This window comes from Sphingomonas sp. Marseille-Q8236, from assembly GCF_965112005.1.
On sequence record NZ_CBCOPO010000002.1, the window covers coordinates 1,373,069 to 1,390,011 of the forward strand.

Annotated in this window: 17 protein-coding genes; 9 read left to right on the forward strand and 8 right to left on the reverse strand. The window is 66.5% G+C overall.

Annotation, left to right across the window (positions count from 1 at the left end; translation table 11 throughout):
- Window position 1 precedes the first annotated feature (1 nt).
- Window positions 2–2,377: a glycoside hydrolase family 127 protein gene (locus tag ACWPWT_RS18770; protein WP_261267875.1), complete on the reverse strand. Its 2,376-nt coding sequence runs from the start codon at window positions 2,375–2,377 to the stop codon at window positions 2–4.
- A 99-nt stretch (window positions 2,378–2,476) separates the two neighbouring features.
- Between ACWPWT_RS18770 and ACWPWT_RS18775 the strand changes: the two genes are divergently transcribed.
- Window positions 2,477–5,224, forward strand: coding sequence for a DUF5695 domain-containing protein (locus tag ACWPWT_RS18775; RefSeq protein WP_454280935.1), 2,748 nt, complete (start codon window positions 2,477–2,479; stop codon window positions 5,222–5,224).
- Here ACWPWT_RS18775 and ACWPWT_RS18780 read toward each other — a convergent pair.
- Window positions 5,170–5,649: a (deoxy)nucleoside triphosphate pyrophosphohydrolase gene (locus tag ACWPWT_RS18780; protein WP_454280936.1), complete on the reverse strand. Its 480-nt coding sequence runs from the start codon at window positions 5,647–5,649 to the stop codon at window positions 5,170–5,172. The genes ACWPWT_RS18775 and ACWPWT_RS18780 overlap by 55 nt on opposite strands.
- Window positions 5,650–5,682: 33 nt before the next feature.
- Here ACWPWT_RS18780 and ACWPWT_RS18785 point away from each other — a divergent pair, with 33 nt between their 5' ends.
- Window positions 5,683–5,874, forward strand: a complete 192-nt coding sequence (locus tag ACWPWT_RS18785; protein ID WP_261267878.1) for a Flp family type IVb pilin — start codon at window positions 5,683–5,685, stop codon at window positions 5,872–5,874.
- Between the two features lie 126 nt (window positions 5,875–6,000).
- Entirely contained in the window at window positions 6,001–6,168 is a 168-nt protein-coding gene (locus tag ACWPWT_RS18790) for a Flp family type IVb pilin (RefSeq protein ID WP_261267879.1), read from the forward strand.
- Window positions 6,169–6,501: 333 nt separating this feature from the next.
- Here the strand turns inward: ACWPWT_RS18790 and ACWPWT_RS18795 are convergent, their stop codons facing one another.
- The 4 genes from ACWPWT_RS18795 to ACWPWT_RS18810 are packed head-to-tail and all read right to left on the reverse strand — an operon-like array spanning window position 6,502 to window position 10,319.
- Window positions 6,502–7,452 (reverse strand): acetyl-CoA carboxylase carboxyltransferase subunit alpha, encoded by a 951-nt coding sequence (locus tag ACWPWT_RS18795; RefSeq protein WP_454280937.1) that lies wholly within the window; start codon window positions 7,450–7,452, stop codon window positions 6,502–6,504.
- A gap of 11 nt (window positions 7,453–7,463) precedes the next feature.
- Window positions 7,464–8,363, reverse strand: a complete 900-nt coding sequence (locus ACWPWT_RS18800) for a tyrosine-type recombinase/integrase (protein ID WP_454280938.1) — start codon at window positions 8,361–8,363, stop codon at window positions 7,464–7,466.
- Window positions 8,360–10,201: a hypothetical protein gene (locus ACWPWT_RS18805; protein ID WP_454280939.1), complete on the reverse strand. Its 1,842-nt coding sequence runs from the start codon at window positions 10,199–10,201 to the stop codon at window positions 8,360–8,362. Before ACWPWT_RS18805 ends, ACWPWT_RS18800 begins: the two co-directional genes overlap by 4 nt.
- A complete protein-coding gene (locus tag ACWPWT_RS18810) occupies window positions 10,185–10,319 on the reverse strand; it encodes a hypothetical protein (protein ID WP_261267883.1) in 135 nt (44 codons plus the stop codon). Before ACWPWT_RS18810 ends, ACWPWT_RS18805 begins: the two co-directional genes overlap by 17 nt.
- 81 nt (window positions 10,320–10,400) lie before the next feature.
- On the opposite strand from ACWPWT_RS18810, the gene ACWPWT_RS18815 reads away from it, so the two are divergent.
- The 3 genes from ACWPWT_RS18815 to ACWPWT_RS18825 are packed head-to-tail and all read left to right on the forward strand — an operon-like array spanning window position 10,401 to window position 12,180.
- The gene (locus ACWPWT_RS18815) at window positions 10,401–10,943 is read left to right on the forward strand and encodes a shikimate kinase (RefSeq protein ID WP_261267884.1); all 543 of its coding nucleotides are present in this window, start codon (window positions 10,401–10,403) and stop codon (window positions 10,941–10,943) included.
- Complete coding sequence (gene aroB, locus ACWPWT_RS18820; protein ID WP_454280940.1) at window positions 10,940–12,040, forward strand: 3-dehydroquinate synthase; 1,101 nt, start codon at window positions 10,940–10,942, stop codon at window positions 12,038–12,040. Before ACWPWT_RS18815 ends, aroB begins: the two co-directional genes overlap by 4 nt.
- On the forward strand, window positions 12,040–12,180 hold the full coding sequence (locus ACWPWT_RS18825) for a DUF2256 domain-containing protein (protein WP_454280941.1): 141 nt from the start codon (window positions 12,040–12,042) through the stop codon (window positions 12,178–12,180). The genes aroB and ACWPWT_RS18825 overlap by 1 nt, the downstream gene beginning before the upstream one ends.
- 21 nt (window positions 12,181–12,201) lie before the next feature.
- Here ACWPWT_RS18825 and ACWPWT_RS18830 read toward each other — a convergent pair whose 3' ends face one another.
- Together ACWPWT_RS18830 and ACWPWT_RS18835 are read right to left on the reverse strand one after the other, a co-directional pair.
- A complete protein-coding gene (locus ACWPWT_RS18830) occupies window positions 12,202–13,572 on the reverse strand; it encodes a cryptochrome/photolyase family protein (RefSeq protein WP_454280942.1) in 1,371 nt (456 codons plus the stop codon).
- Window positions 13,569–14,504 carry a histone deacetylase family protein gene (locus ACWPWT_RS18835; RefSeq protein WP_454280943.1) on the reverse strand — a complete coding sequence of 312 codons (936 nt, stop codon included), beginning with the start codon at window positions 14,502–14,504 and terminating at the stop codon, window positions 13,569–13,571. Before ACWPWT_RS18835 ends, ACWPWT_RS18830 begins: the two co-directional genes overlap by 4 nt.
- Window positions 14,505–14,523: 19 nt before the next feature.
- Between ACWPWT_RS18835 and ACWPWT_RS18840 the strand changes: the two genes are divergently transcribed.
- From ACWPWT_RS18840 to ACWPWT_RS18850, 3 genes are read left to right on the forward strand one after another with little or no spacing between them, the layout of a single operon-like run.
- Window positions 14,524–15,498, forward strand: coding sequence for an alpha/beta hydrolase (locus tag ACWPWT_RS18840; RefSeq protein WP_454280944.1), 975 nt, complete (start codon window positions 14,524–14,526; stop codon window positions 15,496–15,498).
- Window positions 15,499–15,500: 2 nt separating this feature from the next.
- On the forward strand, window positions 15,501–16,016 hold the full coding sequence (locus ACWPWT_RS18845; protein WP_454281008.1) for an RNA pyrophosphohydrolase: 516 nt from the start codon (window positions 15,501–15,503) through the stop codon (window positions 16,014–16,016).
- An 11-nt stretch (window positions 16,017–16,027) separates the two neighbouring features.
- Window positions 16,028–16,939, forward strand: coding sequence for a DUF481 domain-containing protein (locus ACWPWT_RS18850; protein ID WP_454280945.1), 912 nt, complete (start codon window positions 16,028–16,030; stop codon window positions 16,937–16,939).
- The last annotated feature ends 4 nt before the right edge of the window (window positions 16,940–16,943 follow it).

Below are 16,943 nucleotides of genomic sequence, written 5' to 3' on the forward strand. Positions count from 1 at the left end.
GTCAAGCCACGGCCCCCTGCTTCGCAGTAAACAGCCGCATGCCGAAAATCGGCCCTGCCGTGCTGCGATCATGCGGCACGATGCGGACGCGGACGCTCTTCTTCCCCTTGGTCAGCGGTTCGGGGAGCGGATATTCGACATCGAAGAACGCGCCCGGCCTATCGTTTTCAAGATGTTGCGTGGCGACCTTCACATTGTCGACGAGGATGTCGAAGTCGCGTGCGCGCTCCTCGCCCCAATAGGTCGCCTGCAGGATCATTGGGCCGGGGCGCACCGCCATGCTGAACTCGATATAACCGCCCGATCGCGCGTCGCGGCCCTGCCGTCCGCGATAGGAAACGGGGTAGGAAATGTCCGAGGTCAGGTTGTGGTCGCGCTCAGGCTGCATCTCGCCCAGATGCATGACGTCGACAGATCGCGCCGCAATGTCGCGCGCCCGTGCCTGTTCGGCGAGGAAGGCGGCCTCCTGCGTCTTCCATCCGGCGTCGGTGAAACGCTTGAAATAGACCGCACTACGCCGGTCATATTGGCTGTAGAATGGCGCAAAGCTCAGATTGCCGGGTCGGAAGATTCCCGCCGTGCTATAGCGCCCCCCTGCCCCATCGGCGGGCGCGAAGCCGGATAGCGGATTGGCGCCGACCATGACGGGGTCGGGCGAGTCCCATTTCGTATCCCGCCCGCCCAGATCCGCGGCCATGACCATCGGCCCGCGCAGCACGGCAACCACCGTATCGTCGCCCGGCGTCGCCTCGATCCGCAGGTCGAGCGGCAGGCGGATCGCCACGCTGTCGCCCGCCTTCCACCGGCGATCGACAATCGCATAGCCCCGCTCGATTTGCGGCGTGACCGTCTGTCCGTTGACCTCGACCACCGCCTGGCCATTGGCCCAGCCGGGGATGCGCAGCGCGACCGGGAAGCGCCCTGCCCGATCCAGCCGGTTGAAGGTCATCCTGGCCTGCCCGTCCATCGGATAGGCGGTGTCGAGCGTGACGATCGCGCCGCGCTTTTCCCATCGCGCCTCGGCCGGGATGTAGAGGTTGACGAAGAAGGTGTCGCCGCCCTGCCAGAAGATGGACTCGCCATGCTTGGCATGGGCTTCCATCCCCGATCCGACGCAGCACCAGAAGGCATCGTCCTTGTCCGACGAGAATTCCCGCACCATGCCCGACATCAGCGGCGTCATATAGGTGAAGCCGCCATGCTCGGGATGCTGCGCCGCCATGACATGGTTCAGATGCGCCCGCTCATAATAGTCGAACAGCCGCCCGTCTGGCTTCCAGCCATAAAGGTGCCGCGTCAGCTTGAGCATGTTGTAGGTATTGCAATGCTCGCACGTCTGGTCGGTGATGTGGCGCGCGATGGTGTCGGGCGCGGAGAAATATTCGCGATCGGCATTGCCACCGATGACATAGCTGTGGCGGCCGGTCACCGTTTCCCAGAAGAAGCTCGCCCCCTTGGCCGGTTCGGGCTTGCCAGTGATCTCATGGATGCGGGCCAGCCCGATCAGCTTGGGGACCTGCGTATTGGCGTGGAAATTGGCGAGCTTGTCCTCGCCCGCGACCAGCGGATCGAGAACCTTGCGGTCATAGATCCGCTCGGCCAGCGCCAGCCACTGACGGTCGCCGGTGCGCTGATAGAGTTCGGCGAAGCTCTCGTTCAATCCGCCATATTCGCAGCCCAGCACCTCTTGCAGCCGGGCATCGTCGAGCGCGGCGAAGACGCGCGCGAAATAGCCGCCCAGCTTCACCGCGACGTCGAGCGCCTGCGCATTGCCCCAGCCGCCATGAATATCGAGCAGGCCGGCGAACAGCTTGTGCACCGTATAGAGCGGCGACCAGCTACCGTTCAGGTCGAAGCCGCCGGACTTGATCTTGCCCGCCATGACCTCGGGGAAGATTTCCTCGCCATCGACCACTTTGCCGTCGGGCCGCTTGCGGCCCAGCGCGCCGACATAGCCATTGCCACGCTTGTCCTGCGCCTCGGCCAGTTCGGTGACGATATAGTCGGCGCGGCGGCGCATCTCGACATCGCCGGTCTGCTGCCAGGTCAGGACCAGTGCGGACATGTAATGGCCCAGCGTATGGCCCGCGATCGTGTCGCTTTCCCATCCGCCATAGCGGGGGGCACGGGGCTCCAGTCCGGCATAGAGGCGGAAATTGTGAAGCAGCCGATCCGGGCTGAGCCGATAAAGATAGCGTCGGTTGGTCTCCACCGCCGTCGCATAGGCCGACGGGCGCAACCGTATCGCCGTCAGCGGCAAGGGCTCCGCCTTCGACGGCAGGACGGACATACCCGCCGCCATCGCCCGGGGCGCCGCCCCCATCAGGGCGACCGTCGCCGCTCCCCGCATCCACTCGCGTCTATTTGTCCGCACCATCTTGCTCTCCAGCCTATACTGTATACCATATCGGCCGATGATATGAGGGTCAATCGCGACGAGTGCGGCGCGGAGCAGACCCGATAGGGAGGAAATTCTATGCGTCACAAGCTTTTACGACTTTTGCCGGTAACGCTGGCGACGCTGTCGATGACGGCCGGATGGCAGGTCGCGGGCTCTGCCGAAATGCGCAAGGGACGCGCTGTGCCGACCGCTTCCAAGGTGTCCGACCTGCGCGTCGGCGCCTTCCGCCTGCGGCTCGACCCGGTCAGCCAGACGGCGCGCAGCCTATCGCCCGTCGGGACGCCGGGATTCGATTTCCTGCCGGTCGGGCGTTCGCGTGAGCGGGCGGGCAATGGCTATAATCATGTGGGCGATATCCACCTGCGCATCCGCGCCGGATCGGGACCGTGGCAGGATTATTTCTCGTCTCGCGAGCGCAAGCCGGTGCGTGCCCTGCCTGTGCGCGGCGGCATCCTGGCGGCGGCGGACATCACCGCGACGATGGGCACCGGCCTGCCGCTACGCATCGTTCGCGAATGGGTTAATGAGGGCGGCGTGCCCGCGCTGCGCTTCACCCTGACCAACAATTCGCCCGCCCCGGTAGAGATTGGCGGGCTGGGCATCCCGATGGTGTTCGACAACATCATCAGCGACCGCACGCTGGAACAGGCGCATGCCCAGGCGAGCTTCGCCGACCCCTATATCGGGCGCGACGCGGGCTATGTGCAGGTGACCCGCCTGAACGGCGCGGGCCCGGCCCTGCTGGTCCTGCCCGAGCGGGCGACGCCGCTGGAGGCCTATGTGCCCATCCCGACGGTTCGGGAAACGGGGGGCAAGGCCGTCATCTCCGAGGCCAGCCCGCGCGCCCAGACCTCCGAAGGCTTTTACGACTGGACGATCGCCAGCGCCGCCTATGCCCAGACCGACTGGGCCAAGGCCGGGGCGCCGTGGAACGAGCCGACCAGCATCCGCCTGGCCCCCGGCGAAAGCCGCCGGATCGGACTGCGCTTCGCCGCCTCGCCGAGCATTCGCGGCATCGAACAGACGCTGACCGCGCAAAGCCGCCCGGTGGTGGTCGGCGTGCCCGGCTATGTCGTGCCGACCGATCTCGACGCCGCATTGTTCGTCCGCGCGCCTTCGGCCATCACCGGTTTCACCAGCTATCCCGCCGGCGCGCTGGAGGTGACGCGCCAGCAGGGCAAGCCGGGCTGGACACGCCTGTCGGTGCGCGGGCGGCAATGGGGCCGGGCGCGCCTGACGCTCCAATATGCCGATGGCAGCGTCCAGACGGTGCAATATTTCGTCACCAAGCCGCTCGAGCGGACCATGGCCGATCTGGGACGCTTCTCGACCACCCGGCAATGGTTTGAAGGCAAGGGCGATCCTTTTGGCCGCTCCCCCGCCATTCTGACCTATGATCGGGAGGCGAACCGCATCGTCACGGACGACCCGCGCGTGTGGATTTCGGGGATGAGCGACGAGGGCGGCGCGGGAAGCTGGGTCGCGGCGGTGATGAAGCAGCTCGACAATCCCGACGCCGCCGAGATCGCCCGGATCGAGCAACTGGTCGACAAGACCGTGGTGGGACGCCTTCAGGTCGCCGATGGGCCCCATGCGGGCGGCGTCAAGAAGAGCCTGTTCTATTACGACCCCGTCGCCTTCCCCAATCTCTATCAGCCCGCCAAGGACTGGAAGAGCTGGACCTCGTGGAAGAAGGACCAGGCCGACGATCTGGGGCGCGCCTATAACTATCCGCATGTCGCGGCGGGACATTGGGTCCTCTACCGGATCGCGCGCAACCATCCGGGGCTGACGCGGGTGCATGACTGGCAATGGTATCTCGATCATGCCTATCAGACGATCACCGCGATGATGCGCGACGCCCCCCATTATGCGCAGTTCGGATTGATGGAGGGCGACGTCTTCGTCGACATCCTCACCGACCTGAAGCGCGAGGGATGGACCGCCAAGGCCGATGAGGTCGAACGACTGATGAAAGGCCGCGCCGATCACTGGCGGACGCTGCAATATCCCTTTGGCAGCGAGATGGCCTGGGACTCGACCGGTCAGGCGGAAGTCTATGCGTGGATGCGCTATTTCGGATACGGGCCGCAGGCCGATGTCACGCGCGAGGTGATATTGGGCTATGACCCGACCATCCCGCACTGGGGCTATAACGGCAATGCGCGGCGCTATTGGGATTTCCTCTATGGCGGCAAATATCCCCGGCTGGAGCGGCAGATCCACCATTACGGATCGACGCTGAACGCCATCCCGCTGTTCGACTCGTTCCGGCGCGATCCGAGCGACATGCATCTGCTGCGCGTCGCCTATGGCGGGCTGCTGGGCGGGATCACCAATATCGATCAGCAGGGCGCGTCGTCCGCCGCCTTCCATAGCTGGCCCGACCGGATGGCGTGGGACCCGTATAGCGGCGATTACGGCATGGGCTTTTTCGGCCATGCCTATGCGGCGGCGACCTATCTGGTCGATGATCCTTCGCTCGGCTGGCTGGCCTATGGCGGCAACCTGTCGCAGGCGGGGGGCATGATCCGGGTCGAACCGCGCGACGGGGCGCGGAGCCGCTTCTTCGTCGCGCCCGCGGGGTTATGGCTGACGCTCGAGGCGGGGAAGATCGCGGCGGTCGAATATGATCCGGCCAGCCGGACGGTTCGCCTGACCCTCGACCCCGCCACGGCGACGACGCCGACCGCGCGGCTGTTCGTCGAGACGACGACGCCCGGTGGCAAGGCCTATGCCCCCGATCGTGGCACGATGGAGCGCGGCGGCTACACCATCGTGCTATCGGACTCGCCATCGCCAATCGCCCTGTCCGCCAGATAGGAACGGAGCTGGCGGACCAGGGGCACATCGGCGGGCGGCATGGGCCATGCGTCCATCGCCGCCGCCTCGCACCAGATCAGGCCGTCCGCCTCCAGCGCGACCGGAATGCCCGACCATTGACGGACGACATAGAGCAGCAGGATCAGATGGCGACCGGGCAGCGGCTCGGTCGCGAACCCTGCCGGCTCCAGCGCGGCCGGGTCGACGGAAATCCCGAGTTCCTCATGGAGTTCGCGAACCAGCGCGGCTTCGGGACTTTCGCCCGATTCGATCTTGCCGCCGGGGAACTCCCAAAGGCCGCCCAGCGATTTGTCCGCCGGACGCTGTTGCAGGAGCACCCGTCCCGCGCCGTCGATCAGGGCCGCCGCCACCACCGGAAATAGCGGCGCCGGATTGTTGGCCCGTGGGCCCTCCCCATAGATCATTTCTTAACCCACATCCGATAAGACCGATACGGCATGATAGCGTCCAACCTCCTCCGCACCCTGCGACATGTCTGCGCCGATACGCGCGGCGCCACCGCTGTGGAATATGGTTTGATCCTCGCCAGCATCGTCGTGGTGCTGATCGTGGGGCTCTCCCAATTGGGGGTCAGCCTTCAGGGCGTGCTGCAGCTGCTGAGCAACGAACTGGGCGATGCAGTCCGTTAGCACTCAGCAGGAACGTTAAAAACTTAAGCCTTCGTCAACCAGTTAGCGGTTAAACAACACCAAGCTGATCCGGCTCTCCGGCTCAGCCGGGTGATCGACAGAGCATTTGAGACAACGGAGACCGGAATGAAGACGATCCGCAAGATGGTGAAGAACAACAAGGGCGCGACGGCCATCGAGTATGGCCTGATCGCTGCCCTGATCGCCGTCGCCGCCATCGGTGCCATGAAGGGCCTCGGCACGCAGCTGAACACCACGTTCGGCAACATCACCACCAAGCTGTCCAACCCCTGATCCAATGGCGATCCCGTGGCGTGACAATATCGCCACCTGATCCCCTGGGCTTGCCCAGCAGGATATGACCTTCGGTCGGATTGTGCCTTACGGACAGCACGCAATCCGGCCGAAGTGCTTTTTGGAATGGCTGCGTTCGCGCAGCGCTCATTCGGCTGATGCCAGCGGCCCAGCCGATCGCACAAGATCGCTCGCGGCCCCTTCATCCCTTCCCGACATCGTGACCGCCAAACGCGCTTCGGTTTGGCCTGCGATCCCGTCGAGGGCGCGACGGGGAAGTTGCGCCGGGGGGATAACGCGCCGCGCCATCCCCCCGCTATCCGCCATCCGTCTTTAAAGGCGACCCATCGCCAGGAACTTGGCCGCGCGACCGCGCTTCAGTTCGTCGCGACCGACGCCACCCAGATCGCCAAGCGCCTTTTCGATCGCGTCGCCCAGATTGGCGATCGCGCCCGGATGGTCGCGATGCGCGCCGCCGACCGGCTCCGGAACGATGGTGTCGATGACGCCGAAGCTCTTCAGGTCCTGCGCGGTCACCCGCATCGCCTCGGCCGCTTCCGCCGCCTTGTCCGCCGTACGCCACAGGATCGAGGCGCAGCCTTCCGGCGAAATCACCGAATAGACGGCATGCTCGAACATCAGCACCCGGTTGCCCGCCGCCAGCGCCACCGCGCCGCCCGATCCGCCTTCGCCGACGATCGCGGAGACGACCGGCACGCCCGCCGCCAGGCACGCCTCGGTCGAGCGCGCGATCGCCTCGGCCTGGCCGCGTTCTTCGGCCTGGATGCCGGGGAACGCGCCCGAGGTATCGACCAGCGTCACGATGGGCAGGCCGAATCGGTCGGCAAGTTCGACGAGGCGGATTGCCTTGCGATACCCCTCGGGCTTGCCCATACCGAAATTGTGGCGAAGGCGGCTGGCGGTATCCTCGCCCTTTTCATGGCCCAGCACCATGACGCGCTGGCCGCGAAACTGTGCGAAGCCGCCCATGATCGCCTGATCGTCGCCGAACGCGCGGTCGCCGGCCAGCGGCACGAATTCGTCGAACAGGCCCGCGACATAGTGCTTGAAGTGCGGGCGCTGCGGATGACGCGCGACCTGCGTCTTCTGCCACGGGGTCAGCTTGGCGAAGGTATCGCGCAGCAGCTTGTCCGACTTGGCCTGGAGCTTGGCGATCTCTGCGCCGATATCGACCGTGCCCTCGGCCGTCGTGTCGCGCAGTTCGTCGATCCGGCTCTGAAGCTCGGCGATCGGTTTCTCGAAATCGAGGAAGGTCGTTGACATGGGCCTAGCGCCTAAGGGCGCTTGTTCCGAAAATCAACGAGCGGGTGCCGTGCATTGACGAGTTCGACCAATCGTGCCGCCTCGACATGGGTGTAGATTTCGGTCGTCGCGATGTCGGCATGACCCAGCATCGCCTGCACCGCGCGCAGATCCGCCCCACCGCCCAGCAAATGGGTGGCAAAGGCATGGCGCAGGACATGGGGGCTGACGCGATCTGGCGGAATGCCCGCCTCGGCCGCCAGCGCCTTGACCAGTTGATAGAGGCGGATGCGCGTCAGATGCTTCTTGCCGCCAGGGAACAGCCAGGTTGCTTCGGTGGGTACATGGCTTCGCCACGCCGCGACTGCGGCCCGTGCCCGGTCCGAAATCGGTACCATCCGCTCCACCCCGCCCTTGCCTTTCAGGATCAGATAGGGGCGATCGGGATGCACCGCATTGCGTGGCAAGGCGACCAACTCGCTGGCGCGCAGGCCCGATCCGTAAAGCATCTCGACCAGCGCCGCCAAGCGCAGGTCGTTGGGCAGCGGATGGCCAGCGGACGTCCGCTCGGCGATCGCGGCGAACAGGCGGTCGATGTCGGCATGGCTCAACACCTTGGGCAGCGCGCGACGCCGGCCCGGCCGGGGTAGCGCGGCCGAGGGATCATCCTCGCGCAGCCCCTCTTCATGCAGAAAGGCATAGAATCGCCGTAACGCCGCCGCCTTGCGCGCGACGCTGCTACTGGCCAGCGTGGCCCAGCCATCGGCCAGCATGCGCAACGCCGCTTCGTCCGCGTCGGCCAGCCCACCCATCGCCTCGCCCGCCAGTCGCAGGTCGGAGCGATAGGCGGTCAGCGTGTTGCCCGCCGCCCCCGCTTCGGCCGCCATCATCTCCAGGAAACGGTCGAGCAGCGCGGCATCGCGAGACGTCATGCCCGCGCGATCGCCTCCGCCGCGATCATCCGCGCCTCGGCATCGAGCCCGACCGAACGCAAGGCGCCGACGATGCGGTACAGCGCCTGGGGCGGCACGCCGCGCCAGTCACTCGTCTGCATCCCGATCCCACAAAGCAGCACCACCATGCCGGTCTGACCATCGGCCACCGCCTGGTCCAGCGCCTCGGTCCAGGCATTGCGCTGCCCGATCCGCACGTCCAGCGCCTGCGCGCCGCGTTCGGTATCGCTCTGCGACAAACGGCCCAGCCCCGCCAGCCCGGCGAAGAACATGCGCTGTTTCCACGCGTCGCCATCGTTGGCGTAGGACGTCACCTGGTCATAGCCGACCTGGCCCTGCTGGTCGGGATCGCTCAGTTCGATCATCGCCCAGGCGTCACTGCCCTGCTTGACCGCGCCGCGCCAGCGTGCCGCGCTGCGATCCAGTCCGGCGGACAGCATCGAGGCGATCAGACGATCCGAATCGCGATCGGAGGATAGAACCGGCAGGCGGGCGACCGCACGCGCCGTCAGCACCAGCCGGCCATAAGGCGTCCGGTCGTCGCTGCCCCAGAGCGAGCGGATCGCGGACAGGCGCTGACTCTCGTCGCTTCCCGCATAGGCATTGCGCAGGTCGTTGGCGATCGCGCCCTGCGCCCGGCTCGCCTGGTCGTCATCGGCCAGCGCCGAGTAAAAATCGACGAGCGCGGCGTTGGACAGCACGCCCATCGTCGCTGCCTGATCGATCACGCTCGCCCGCTCGGTCGCGGCGACGGCTGGGGATGTGGCCAGCCAGCCGCGCACCTGCGGTCCGACATAAGAGAGATATTCGGGCGCGATGCTGACGCCCGTCGCCGTCGCGAGGCCGAATCGCCAGCTCGTCAGGCGATCCGCGCCGCTCCAGTCGACCGAGACCGCGCGGCGACCACCGGCGCTCGACCCCATCAGCTTTTCGGCGAGCTTCAGATCGAAATCGTCCGTAATGCGCTGGCGCCGGACCTGACGCAGGATCGCGGCACCGCGCTGTCCGTCGCCCGCCAGCGCGGCGCACATCGCCTGCGCCACGCGGTAGCCGCCAAGCCCGGTCACGCTGCTGCCCCGGTCGGCCAGCGGGCACAAGCCCGCCGGATCGCTGGAGGCGAGCAGCGCGTTGATGCCGACCTGGAAGAGCTTGGGCGTATAGTTGGCGGTGTCGACGGACTGCACCACCGCGCGCGCCACCTGTGCCTCGCCCATGCGGAGCAGGAGCCATGCCCGCTCGGCCGCGAAATCGGCGCCGTTGACGCCGCGCGGGGTGATCATCTGGGCGGCCAGGGTCCGGCGCAGCAGGATCGAGGTCCAACGCGACGGCAAAGGCGCCGACAGACGCCGCATCAGCGTTTCCGCCACCCGCCCGTCCGCCCCTGCGAAGACACGGCTGTCCAGCGCGCCTTCGCTCGGGCCGGCCGGTCCGACCAAGGCCAGCGAGCGGCGCGCCGAGGCGGGCAGCTCATATTCGGCCAGCGTGCGGGGATCGATCGTCGCGCTCGGCGACGGCGTCGGGCTAGGCGTTGGGGTCGCGAGCGAGTCCATCAGCGCACCGACGGGATCGGCCTGGCTGGGCGCGGGTGTCGCCACGGGCGTCGGGCTCGCCACCGCACCGGACGGCACGCGCGGCGTCGCGGTTCCACGAGGGGTCGGCCGGGGGCTGGCCGGCGCGGTCGGCTGACCAAAGCCGGGAGGAAGCAGCGATTCGGGCCGATCCTGCGCCGCCGCCAGCGCGGCGGCCCCGACCATCAATAAGGCGACGGCACGGGGCAGATGGCGAAAACCGGCCTTCCGCTTATTGCAGGTTGCCAAGCGAGACCGCCTTTTCGACCTGGGTGGTCGGCCGTTCGGTCGCCCGGCCCGAGAGCAGGAACAGCCCCCCGACGATCACGACGAGCAGGATGATGAGCGAAACGACCATACGGGACATGAAACGCAAAACCTTATAATGGACCCGCGAAAGCCCGGCCGGTGTTGCCGGGCGCGCGCACGCTGTATAGCGCAGAGTGCAATGTTGCAAAGCCACAACCCTGTAGATGCAAGCTGGAACGGGTCACCCATCGTACTCGTCGGGCTGATGGGCGTGGGCAAGTCGACCGTGGGTCGCCGTCTGGCGAATCGGTTGCGCGTGCCCTTCGTCGATGCCGACACCGCGATCGAGGAAGCCGCGGGCATGAGCGTGTCCGAAATCTTCGCCGAATTCGGCGAACCCTATTTCCGCGACGGCGAACGCCGGGTGATCGCCCGGCTGGTCGATGGACGGCCCAAGGTGATCGCCACCGGCGGCGGCGCGTTCATCAATGACGAGACCCGCGCGCTGATCCTGGAACAGGCGACCGCGATCTGGCTGAACGCGACGCCCGAGGTACTGGCCGAACGCGTGAAGCGCCGGGACACCCGTCCGCTCCTGCGCGGCAAGGACCCGCTGAAGGTCCTTCGCGAACTGTCGGCGGTCCGCAATCCGATCTATGCGCTCGCCCCCATCCATGTCTCCAGCAAGCGCGGGCCGCACGAGGCCACCGTCAACGCCATATTGAAAGCCATCGGACGATGAAGACCGTCACCGTGTCGCTCGGCGACCGCAGCTATCCCATCCATATCGAGGCCGGGCTGCTGCCGCGCGCCGCCGAATGGCTCGCCCCCCTGTCGCGCGGACGCCGCATGGCGATCGTCACCGACGAGAATGTCCGCCCCCACCTCGCCGCGTTGCAGGCTTCGCTGGCGTCCGCCGGGGTGGATAGCGAGGCGATCATCCTGCCGCCGGGCGAGAAGACCAAGAGCTGGGCGATGCTTGAGCTTGTCTGCGACCGGCTGCTGGAACTGGGCATCGAGCGGTCGGATCATGTCATTGCGCTGGGCGGCGGGGTGATCGGCGATCTGGTCGGTTTCGCCTGCTCGATCGTCAAGCGCGGTTGCCGCTTCGTCCAGATACCCACGACGCTGCTGGCGCAGGTCGATTCGTCGGTCGGGGGCAAGACGGCGATCAACACCTCGGCGGGCAAGAACCTGATCGGCGCCTTCCATCAGCCCGCCATGGTGCTGATCGATCCGCAGGTGCTCGATTCGCTGCCCGCGCGACAGGTTCGGGCCGGTTATGCCGAGGTCGTGAAATACGGCCTGATCGACGATTTCGCCTTTTTCGAATGGTGCGAGGCGAACGGCTCCGTGCTGATGGCGGGTGACGCGGATGCGCGCGTCCATGCCATCGCCCACTCGGTTGCTGCCAAGGCGCGGATCGTGGCGGCGGACGAGCACGAAACCAACGGCATTCGCGCGCTTCTCAATCTGGGACATACTTTCGGCCATGCGCTGGAGGCGGAGGCGGGCTTTTCCGACCGGCTGCTTCACGGCGAAGGCGTGGCGGCGGGTTGCGCGCTGGCGTTCCGCTATTCGGTTCGAAACGGCCTTTGCGAGCGTCAGGATGCCGAACGGGTCGCCGCGCATCTGCGTGCGGTCGGTTTGCCCGACGGCCTCGCCGCCGCGGGGATCGATGCCCCCTCCGCGACGTTGGTCGAGCATATGAAGCACGACAAGAAAATGGCGGCGGGCACCCTGCCCTTCCTGCTCGCCCGCGGGATCGGCCGGACCTATCTCGACAAGACGGTCGATCTGGCCGACGTCGCGGCGTTTCTGGACGCGGAACCGCGCTGATGCCCAATGGCGTCCGCAAACAGGATTTGCCGAGCAAGACCTGCCCCGCCTGCGGACGCCCCTTCACTTGGCGCAAGAAATGGGCGCGGGATTGGGAGAATGTGATCTACTGTTCGGATGCGTGCCGAAAAAAGCGGTGAGGCTTGCCCCTTGATCCCGCTTTATCCCCGCGCGGCCCGACCCGCTGCCAGCGCCCGCTCCCGCCCTTCCCGATGGCCAATGATCTTGGCCGGATAGGTTTTGGGCCGGCACCCCGCCCCGTCGGGATCGTGGATCGCCGGGTCGGACAGATGCTTCAGTTCCGGCACCCATTCTCGAATATAGTCGCCCGCGTCGAACTTTTCCGACTGGCTGAGCGGCGCCATGATACGGCCGAACATGTTGGCGTCGATGCCCGTCCCTGCGACCCATTGCCAGTTGACCGAATTGTTGCCGTAATCCGCATCGATCAGACAGTCCCAGAACCAGCGCTCGCCCTCACGCCAGTCGATCAGCAGATGCTTGATGAGGAACGAGGCGGTGATCATCCGCACCCGGTTGTGCATCCAGCCCGTGGTCCAAAGCTGGCGCATCCCTGCATCCACGATCGGATAGCCGGTGCGCCCGGTCTGCCAGGCCTTCAGATCGGCATCGGCCTCTTTCCCCTGGCGCCATGGCAGACGATCGAAAGCCTCGCGGCCGTTGCGATCGGCATAATCGGGCAGCGCCATCACGACGCCATCGGTGAAGTCCCGCCACGCCAGTTCCTTGCGAAACGTCTCGGTATCGGCATGCCGGTCGAGCGCATGCCAGACGGTGCGCACCGACACCTCTCCGAAGTGGAGATGCGGGGACAGGCGCGAGCTTCCCTCTTCCGAGGGCATGTTGCGGCCCGTGTCATAGCCGGTCGCCTTCGGGACGAAATCCTCGATCCGCTCCCGCGCGGCCGTTTCGCCGGGCGTCCAGTCGCTGTCGAAGCCCGTCGACCAGTCGGGCTTGGTCGGTAGCAATGCCCAGTCCGACAGCGTTTCGCTCTTCGGCCATCGCTCCGGCGCGTTCAGCGCCTTGGGCGGGTCGAGCGGATGCTCGGGCGGCAAATGGCCCTGCAGTCCCTTCCAAAAGGCGGAATAGATGCGAAACGGCTTTCCGCTGCCGGTCGTGACCAGTTCGGGGCGGGCGAGATGATTGCCGTCATGCAGGCAAATCCCATCGCCCAGTTCGTCCTCCGCCTTGCGCCACCAGGGTTCGTAATGGCGGATGGCATGGATCGTCTCCGCGCCCGTCTCCTCTACCAGCGCCCGGAGCACCTGCGTCGCCGCGCCGCGTCGCAGGATCAGGCGGCTACCCAGTTGCTTCAGATCTTCGGCCAAGGACGTCAGGCTGTGGTGGAGCCACCAACGCTGCGCCTCTCCCATCCGCCAGTCGCCGGGCGTGTCGTCGTCCAGGATATAGACCGGGATGACGGAGCCCGCCTCCGCCGCCGCCAGAAGTGCAGGTTGATCGTGAAGGCGAAGATCCTGTCGAAACCACAGGATGGAGGGGGCAGCAGTCATCGGACCGCTACGCTTCGCTTGCCGCCCGGTTCCACCGCCTTCCATCGTTTTCCGAGCGTCAGTATGGCGGTAACGTGCCGCTCCGCGATTGCCATCACATCGTCGCCATAACCGCCGCCCACCGTGCTCGCCAGCGGCAGCCCCCGCGCCAATGCCAGATCGGCAATCAGATTTTCGCGCGCGATCAATCCCTTGTCGCTGAGCGACAACCGCCCCAGCCGATCCCCGACAAAGGGATCGACACCCGCCTGGTAAAGGATGATGTCAGGTCGATGCTCGTCGAGAAAGGGCCGGAGCGTGGCGTCCAGTTCGGCCAGATAGCCGTCATCGTCCACTCCGTCCGGCAGGCCGACGTCCAGCGTGGAGCGCGCCTTGCGCGCCGGAAAATTCTTCTCGGCATGGATGGAATAGGTGACGATGTCGGTCCGCCCGGCGGTCAGCGCGGCGGTGCCGTCGCCCTGATGCACGTCGCAATCGACGATCGCGACCCGGGCGACGGTCCCTTCCTCGACCAGCCGGTTCGCCGCGATCGCCAGGTCGTTAAAGATGCAATAGCCCGCCCCCGTATTGGCCAGCGCATGATGGCTGCCCCCGGCGATGTTCGCGGCGAAGCCGTGATGCAGGGCCAGCATCGCCGCGGTCCAGCTCCCACCCGGCACCGCCCGCGCACGATAGGCGACCTGTTCGGTGATCGGAAAGCCGATGCGGCGCGTCTTTTCCGGCGGCACCCGCGCCTCCAGTACCTCTGCGACATAATCCGGGTCGTGCACCGCCTCGATCCATGCGGGCGGCATCAGCGCGGGTTCGGTCCAGACCACGGCGTCGCCCTGTCGGCGCAGCAGGTCGCGGATCGCGCCATTCTTGCCCCAGCGATAGGTTGAGCGCGTTGGAACCTCGGTCACATAGGCCGGGTGATGGACGACATGGATCATCCTGCCTAGTTAGGATGTCATGACCCGCGATAGGAGGGCCGAGGGCCCCTTGCCCGAACTGCGCGCCGATGTGGCGCGGTTTCTGGGCTATTATAATCGTCTGCCCGGCCCACCCCAGCAGGATCTGGGGCCCGAGGCCGCGCGCCTGATGATGCGGGCGGCCCGCGACCTGACCGATCCGCCGATCGGGCCACTCGGTATCGACCGCCGCTTCACCATCGCTGGGCCGGGCGGCGCGATGCTGGTGCGGCTGTTCGATCCGCGCGAGGAGCGGGCGGCAGGACCGGTGGTGCTGTTCCTGCACGGCGGCGGCTTCGTGCTGGGTGATGTCGACACCCATGCGCCGCTGGCCGCCGAGATCGCACGCGCGCTGGACCTGCCGGTGCTGTCGCTCGATTACCGGCTGGCCCCCGAGCATCGCTGGCCCGCCGCTCCCGATGATTGCGAAGCGGCCGCGCGGTGGATCGCCGACCGGCCGGACACGACCGGACTGGTCCTGATGGGCGACAGTGCGGGCGGTACTTTGGCGACGGTGACGGCCATGAGCCTGCGCGATCGTCCCGCTGCCGTGCCGGTGCTGGCGCAAGGACTGCTCTACCCCGCCACCGACATGGCGCGGGCGCATCCGTCGCTGCGTGATTTCGCGGACGGCTATTTCCTGACCCGCGCGATGCTCGACTGGTTCGTCGCCTGCTATGCCGCGGATCTGGCCGATGTGCGCGCCGCCCCGATGCGCGGCGACCTGTCGGCCATGCCGCCCGCCGCCATCGTCACCGCCGAGTGCGACCCGATCCGCGACCAAGGCCGCGCCTATGCCGCCGCGCTCGCCCGCGCCGGCGTGTCCGTCAACTTTCGCGAGGCGAAGGGGACGATCCACGGCTTCGCCACGCTGCGCAAGGCGATCCCATCGGGCATGGCCGACCTTGCCGCATTCCTGCTTGCGTTGAAGTCGCTGATCGTGGAGGCGGATGCGGCACGCCCCATGGGACAATGATGATGACCGACCTCCCCTATCGCCCCTGCGCGGGCGTCATCCTGATGAACCGCGACGGCCGCGTTTTCGTCGGGCAGCGGATCGATTCGACGCTGGAGGCATGGCAGCTTCCGCAAGGCGGGATCGACCCGGGCGAGGAGGCCGACGCCGCGGGCCTGCGTGAGCTGTTCGAGGAAACCGGCGTCACTTCGGACAAGGTCGAACTGATCGCCCGCGCGCCTCGCGAACTGACCTATGACCTGCCCGAGGACATGATTGGGAAGGTGTGGAAGGGCAAGTGGCGCGGCCAGCGACAAATCTGGTTCCTCTATCGCTTCCTGGGCGAGGACGGCGACATCCGCATCGACACCGAACATCCCGAATTCCGCGCCTGGCGCTGGACCGAGCCGCAGACGCTGCCCGCGATGATCGTGCCGTTCAAAAAGGCGCTGTACGAGGAACTGCTGGTCGTCTTCGCGGAGCATTTCGCCGCACCGCAGGGGGACGCCGCCATTCCCGTCGCGCCGCGATCGGCCTAAGGCTTGGTATCATGACCAAGCGGCTGCTGCTGATCCCCATCGCGCTGGGCCTGCTGGCCAATGCCGAACCGAACGACCCCGACCCCGCGCTGATCCCGCCGCAGATCCGCGCGATGCTGGAGGCGGCGATCGCCAGCGGGAATGAGAACGACATCACCACCGTCGTCCGCTATGCGCGCAATGCCGTGCCCGAGGCCGCCGATGCGATCGACGCGATGGCCGATGTGTGGCGCGACGAAAAGACCGCGAGCCGCAGCCGCACCCTGCGCGAGGCGACCTTTTTCGACCTGTGGCACGGCCGTGTCGAACTGGGCGGCTTCGCGACCACCGGGAACAGCCAGAATATCGGCCTGACCGGCGTGGTCGACCTGACCCGCGAGGGGCTGCAATGGCGGCACAAGCTTCACCTGCAGGGCGATTATCAGGAAAGCTTCGACGTCACGAGCCGCGAACATTATGTCGCCTCCTACGAGCCGAACCTCAAACTGAACGCCAACAACTATGTCTATGGCGCCGCGCAATATGAAAGCGACCGGTTCCTGGGCTATTTCAACCGTTTCTCGGCCTCGGCAGGGGCGGGCTACAGCGCGATCCGCAAACCCAACATGACTCTGGACGTGGAACTGGGCCCCGCCTTTCGTCATACGGAGTTCACCGACGACCGCATCGAGAGCGCCCTGGCGGCACGCGGCAATCTGAACTTCACATGGAAGCTGACCCCCGCCATCTCGTTCAACCAGACCGCCTCGGCCTATCTGCAACGGTTCAACAGCACGGTCGGGACCAATTCCGCGCTCAACGCCAAGGTGTTCGGGCCGCTATCGGCGCAGTTTTCCTACAACGTCCAATATGAAAGCGAGCCGCCGCTCGGCCGCCAGACGACCGACACGATCACCCGCGCATCGGTGGTCTATAGCTTCTGACCGG

Coding starts and splice junctions, on each gene's coding strand:
- ACWPWT_RS18770 (WP_261267875.1), bottom strand. CDS start 2,377: ATGGTGCGGACAAATAGACGCGAGTGGATGCGGGGAGCGGCGACGGTC.
- ACWPWT_RS18775 (WP_454280935.1), top strand. CDS start 2,477: ATGCGTCACAAGCTTTTACGACTTTTGCCGGTAACGCTGGCGACGCTG.
- ACWPWT_RS18780 (WP_454280936.1), bottom strand. CDS start 5,649: ATGATCTATGGGGAGGGCCCACGGGCCAACAATCCGGCGCCGCTATTT.
- ACWPWT_RS18785 (WP_261267878.1), top strand. CDS start 5,683: ATGATAGCGTCCAACCTCCTCCGCACCCTGCGACATGTCTGCGCCGAT.
- ACWPWT_RS18790 (WP_261267879.1), top strand. CDS start 6,001: ATGAAGACGATCCGCAAGATGGTGAAGAACAACAAGGGCGCGACGGCC.
- ACWPWT_RS18795 (WP_454280937.1), bottom strand. CDS start 7,452: ATGTCAACGACCTTCCTCGATTTCGAGAAACCGATCGCCGAGCTTCAG.
- ACWPWT_RS18800 (WP_454280938.1), bottom strand. CDS start 8,363: ATGACGTCTCGCGATGCCGCGCTGCTCGACCGTTTCCTGGAGATGATG.
- ACWPWT_RS18810 (WP_261267883.1), bottom strand. CDS start 10,319: ATGTCCCGTATGGTCGTTTCGCTCATCATCCTGCTCGTCGTGATCGTC.
- ACWPWT_RS18815 (WP_261267884.1), top strand. CDS start 10,401: ATGTTGCAAAGCCACAACCCTGTAGATGCAAGCTGGAACGGGTCACCC.
- aroB (WP_454280940.1), top strand. CDS start 10,940: ATGAAGACCGTCACCGTGTCGCTCGGCGACCGCAGCTATCCCATCCAT.
- ACWPWT_RS18825 (WP_454280941.1), top strand. CDS start 12,040: ATGCCCAATGGCGTCCGCAAACAGGATTTGCCGAGCAAGACCTGCCCC.
- ACWPWT_RS18830 (WP_454280942.1), bottom strand. CDS start 13,572: ATGACTGCTGCCCCCTCCATCCTGTGGTTTCGACAGGATCTTCGCCTT.
- ACWPWT_RS18835 (WP_454280943.1), bottom strand. CDS start 14,504: ATGATCCATGTCGTCCATCACCCGGCCTATGTGACCGAGGTTCCAACG.
- ACWPWT_RS18840 (WP_454280944.1), top strand. CDS start 14,524: ATGACCCGCGATAGGAGGGCCGAGGGCCCCTTGCCCGAACTGCGCGCC.
- ACWPWT_RS18845 (WP_454281008.1), top strand. CDS start 15,501: ATGACCGACCTCCCCTATCGCCCCTGCGCGGGCGTCATCCTGATGAAC.
- ACWPWT_RS18850 (WP_454280945.1), top strand. CDS start 16,028: ATGACCAAGCGGCTGCTGCTGATCCCCATCGCGCTGGGCCTGCTGGCC.